A 1,056-nucleotide genomic window follows, 5' to 3' on the forward strand; every position below is an offset into this window, starting at 1 on the left:
TAGAAAGTGGTATGGGACATTTGGCACCGGCTGGCTATTTCACGACGGCTATAAATTTTCCTGCCATCAAGTATCATTGCTTGCCTTCTGCAGCGTAATACGGTAGGATGAGTATACACAGCAGTTCCCCCTTATTATGTTGGTGTGGTAACTATCATTATAAGGGGAGCACTGTGGATACTCAACCATCTGGGGCAAGCCCGGGTGGTTGATTTATTTCCCAGCCTATTCCATTTTGTCAACCCATACCCAACTTAACACACCGGTTATAGCRGGATCWAACCATTGTCGAGTAGAAGTGCGTCTCTCTAACTTTAGAAGCAGGTTTGTTTTCACCGTTTCTCCCCGTTTCCTCTGGGAGTGCCACAATATTTGCTCCATGGCTAAATTGAACACACAACCCTCACAGAACCGTGCTTGCGCTATTCACGCACACGGCTCCTCACTTGGAGATTTGCACTTATGCCTAAGCACTACTAAGCCGATAATATACTGAAATAAATTTTCGGTTTGGGTAGCGGCTTAACTTTGAGCAGCAATAGGAACTTTTCCCAGGTATAGCTGTTTCGCTGACTTCTGCGATTGATCCACTTGAATAGTAGTTTTGTTACCTCATACCAATACCGATGTATCATTGGGCCATTATCTGTGATGCCATAGTACCTGTAGTATCCTACGAGTTTAGGTTTTATTTGTTCCAGCAGTATACTTACAGGAGTAGTACGGTTAGCTTTTATCCACTGCTTCATTCTGTATAAGGCTCCTTGGTACTTCTTCCTGCTTGTTTTCCGCTTTACTCTGAACTTACCGTTTTGACTTACACCACAATAGTGGGTAAAACCAAGAAAGTCGAATGTTTCTGGCTTATTCTCTCCTCGTTTCTTGACGTTCCGAGCGGCAAACAGACCAAATTCGATAATCTTGCTCTTTTCCGGTGCTATGTTCAGATTGAACTTTTCTAGCCTTTTGATTAGCTCGTAGTAAAAGCGTTTAGCCTCGTGCTCATATTGGAAACAGCAGACAAAATCATCAGCGTATCTAACTATGTGAGCACTA

At 43.3% G+C, this 1,056-nt stretch carries 1 protein-coding gene; it reads right to left on the bottom strand.

Going from position 1 to position 1,056, the window contains the following annotated elements; all coding sequences use genetic code 11:
• Positions 1-476: 476 nt before the first annotated feature.
• On the bottom strand, positions 477-1,056 hold a 580-nt coding region (locus tag P378_RS10845), incomplete at its 5' end, for a reverse transcriptase domain-containing protein (RefSeq protein WP_274378699.1).

It is taken from the genome of Desulforamulus profundi, from assembly GCF_002607855.1.